Source organism: Barnesiella sp. CU968 (assembly GCF_905219685.1).
Taxonomy (GTDB): domain Bacteria; phylum Bacteroidota; class Bacteroidia; order Bacteroidales; family Muribaculaceae; genus Lepagella; species Lepagella muris_A.
Genome location: NZ_CAJMXD010000444.1, coordinates 1 through 2,185, shown reverse-complemented (window position 1 = coordinate 2,185; position 2,185 = coordinate 1). Strand labels below are relative to the sequence as shown.

Genomic DNA, 2,185 nt, shown 5'->3' with positions numbered 1-2,185 from the left:
ACTACGACAGTTATGCCCGTAACGGTCCCAAGGTTTATCTCGGTGAATACGCATCGCATACTCCTGACCGTAAGAACACGCTTGAGGCTGCCTTGTCAATCGCCCTTTATCTGACTGATGTGGAACGCAACGGAGATGTTGTCGAGATGACCTCTTATGCTCCTCTGTTGGCAAAGGAAGGACATGAGAACTGGCGTCCGGACATGGTGTTCTTTGACAATGATTCAATCCGTCTCACCCCCGACTACCATGTGCAGAAAATGTATGGCACAAATTCAGGTACTGTCTATTTCCCAGCTAAAGCTTCGTTGTCTGAAAAGTCGGAAGATGTTTCCAGACGATTCGGCTACTCCATAGTCAAGGATGAGGAGAGTGGGGATGTGATTCTTAAAGTTGCAAATCTTCTGCCGGTTACGGTTGATGTCAATGCGGATCTCAAATCGCTTGCAGTCTGTGACGGAGAAGCCTCGGTTTCCATTCTGTCGGGTTCCCCGGCTGAGGAATGCACTAAACCGTATATCTCTTCCGTTTTAATAGAAGGAGGTGTTGTCGGTTTTAATGCCGGACCATATTCCTTTTCAGTGGTCAGAATCCACACAGCAAAGTAATCATAACCGATAATTGGTACGATGGACTATAAGATAATTGAATTGCCACGACATCTTGACAGAAGAGGAAATCTGTCGGTTGTGGAGAACGGCATTCACATTCCGTTTAACATGAAGAGGGCATTCTTCATTTATGATGTTCCGGGTGGAGAAAGCCGCGCAGGGCATGCGCATCATACTCTGTTTGAGTTTATAATTGCAGTTGGCGGAAGTTTTACTGTTCATCTTGATGACGGCAGTTCGAGAGAATCGATATTGCTGAACAAGCCTTATCAGGGTCTGCTCGTGACCCCCGGCACATGGTCGCATCTGGTTGATTTCTCTTCAGGCGCCGTTGCATTGGTTCTGGCATCAGATTTCTATGATGAAGATGATTACATTCGTGATTACGGTGATTTTATAAATCTAAAGCGGAATGGTAAAGTTTCTTGATTTACAGAGAATAAATGATTCTTTTGAACCGGAACTTACAGAAACCGTAAATCGGGTGATACGCTCAGGATGGTATCTTCTGGGTGAGGAAAACAGATGTTTCGAAGAGGAATATTCAAGATATATTGGCGTGTCCCATACGGTGGGATGCGCCAATGGTTTGGATGCGCTGACATTAATACTCAGAGCGTATAAGGAACTTGGTGTCATGAGTGATGGTGACGAGGTTATTGTGCCGGCAAACACATATATCGCGACAATACTTTCCATAACGGAAAACTCTCTTGTTCCTGTGCTTGTAGAGCCGGATAAGGATACGCTGCAGATTGATATTGCAGGAATCGAATCTTGCATAACACCGCTAACCAAGGCAATCATGTCGGTGCATCTATACGGAAGATGCTCGCACACATCGGAATTGGATGAATTGCGCAGGCGTTACAACCTGAAACTTATAGAAGACAACGCGCAGGCTCACGGGTGTATGTTCAAAGGACAGCGTACCGGTTCATTGGGAGATGCCGCCGCTCATAGTTTTTATCCCGGGAAGAATTTGGGTGCGTTGGGAGATGGCGGCGCTGTCACTACCTCCGATGCTGTCCTTGCCGGAATGGTGCGTCGTCTTGCGAACTATGGCTCTGACAGAAAATATGTATTTGATGCAGCCGGGCGCAACTCGCGACTTGATGAGATACAGGCAGCTGTGCTGAGGCTTAAATTGAAACGGCTTGATTCCGATAACAGGCGTCGCCGTGCGATTGCCGCCAGATATATCGCAGAGATTGACAACCCGATGGTATCTATACCCTCTGGAATAGGAGAAGTCGGCGAAATGAATGTTTATCACCTGTTTCCGGTTTTATGTAGGCAAAGGGAGCAATTGCAGCAATATCTCTCGGTAAACGGTGTCCAGACGCTGATTCACTATCCAATACCGCCTCACCGACAAAAATGTTATGCCTCAAAAGGAATATTAAGGCACTATTCCACGTTATCTATTACTGAATGCATTCATAACATGGAATTGTCACTGCCGATCTCACCGGTCATGACAGACGATGAGGTGACAGAGGTAATAGCCAAGGTAAATAATTTTAATAGCATATAGAATATGGCACTGCCCAATGACCCGATAATGTTGTATA

At 45.9% G+C, this 2,185-nt stretch carries 3 protein-coding genes; all 3 read left to right on the top strand.

The genetic code is table 11. The features are described from left to right. Positions 1-608 (top strand): alpha-L-arabinofuranosidase C-terminal domain-containing protein (locus tag JX312_RS12575; protein WP_304505009.1); only part of this gene is annotated, 608 nt, incomplete at its 5' end. A 21-nt stretch (positions 609-629) separates the two neighbouring features. Beyond that, the gene (locus tag JX312_RS12570) at positions 630-1,040 is read left to right on the top strand and encodes an FdtA/QdtA family cupin domain-containing protein (protein WP_124029832.1); all 411 of its coding nucleotides are present in this window, start codon (positions 630-632) and stop codon (positions 1,038-1,040) included. Beyond that, positions 1,024-2,148 carry a DegT/DnrJ/EryC1/StrS aminotransferase family protein gene (locus JX312_RS12565; protein ID WP_124029833.1) on the top strand — a complete coding sequence of 375 codons (1,125 nt, stop codon included), beginning with the start codon at positions 1,024-1,026 and terminating at the stop codon, positions 2,146-2,148. Before JX312_RS12570 ends, JX312_RS12565 begins: the two co-directional genes overlap by 17 nt. Positions 2,149-2,185 lie beyond the last annotated feature (37 nt).

Bases quoted from the DNA above. Each gene is read 5' to 3' on its own strand.
- JX312_RS12570 (WP_124029832.1), top strand. From the start codon at position 630: ATGGACTATAAGATAATTGAATTGCCACGACATCTTGACAGAAGAGGA.
- JX312_RS12565 (WP_124029833.1), top strand. From the start codon at position 1,024: ATGGTAAAGTTTCTTGATTTACAGAGAATAAATGATTCTTTTGAACCG.